This is a genomic window from Streptomyces niphimycinicus (assembly GCF_018883605.1).
In the GTDB taxonomy this organism is placed as follows: domain Bacteria; phylum Actinomycetota; class Actinomycetes; order Streptomycetales; family Streptomycetaceae; genus Streptomyces; species Streptomyces niphimycinicus.
Window position 1 is genome coordinate 1 of record NZ_JAHLEM010000952.1, and the last position, 861, is coordinate 861.

General features: G+C 72.9%; 1 protein-coding gene. It reads left to right on the top strand.

Annotation, left to right across the window (positions count from 1 at the left end):
- Positions 1-861: acyltransferase domain-containing protein (locus KN815_RS46030; RefSeq protein WP_216347741.1), on the top strand; the 861-nt coding region annotated here is incomplete at both ends.

The following is an 861-nucleotide window of genomic DNA, read 5'->3' on the forward strand; positions in this document are numbered from 1 at the left end:
GTACGGGAAGGACCGCGCGGCGGACCGCCCCGTACTCATCGGTTCGCTGAAGTCCAACATCGGCCATCCGCAGGCCGCCGGGGGCGTCGGCGGGGTCATCAAGATGGTGCAGGCCATGCGCCACGGCCTGCTGCCCAAGACGCTCCACGCCGAGGAGCGCTCCTCGCGGATCGACTGGCCGGCGGGGGCGATGGAGCTGCTGACCGAGGCCAGGGAGTGGCCGCGCGGCGAGGAGCCCCGCCGGGCCGGTATCTCGGCCTTCGGGGCCAGTGGCACCAATGTGCACACCATCATCGAGGAGGCTCCCAAGGAGGAGGCCGCGGAGCCCTCCGACACCTCGGCCGAGGGGAACGCCCCCGTGGGCGGGGGAGTGGTGCCCTGGGTGCTGTCGGCCAAGAGCGCGGCGGGCCTGCGGGCGCAGGCCGAGCGGCTGCTGACCCATGTGACCGCGCGCCCCGGCCTGTCCCCGGCCGACATCGGCCACTCGCTCGCCACCACCCGTGGCCGGTTCGACCACCGTGCGCTGGTCCTGGGCGGCGACCGGGACGAGCTGATCGACGCACTGGGCGCGCTGGCGTCGGGCGGCGAGTCCCCGCACGTGGTGCGCGGCGACGGAGTCGCGGCGGCCGACGCCCGTCCGGTGTTCGTGTTTCCGGGGCAGGGGTCGCAGTGGGTGGGGATGGCGGTGGAGTTGTTGGATTCGTCGCCGGTGTTCGCGGGTCGGTTGGCGGAGTGTGAGGTGGCGTTGTCGGGGTTTGTGGAGTGGTCGTTGGTCGAGGTGTTGCGGGGTGGGGGTCCGGGGTTGGGGCGGGTGGATGTGGTGCAGCCGGTGTTGTGGGCGGTGATGGTGTCGTTGGCGGA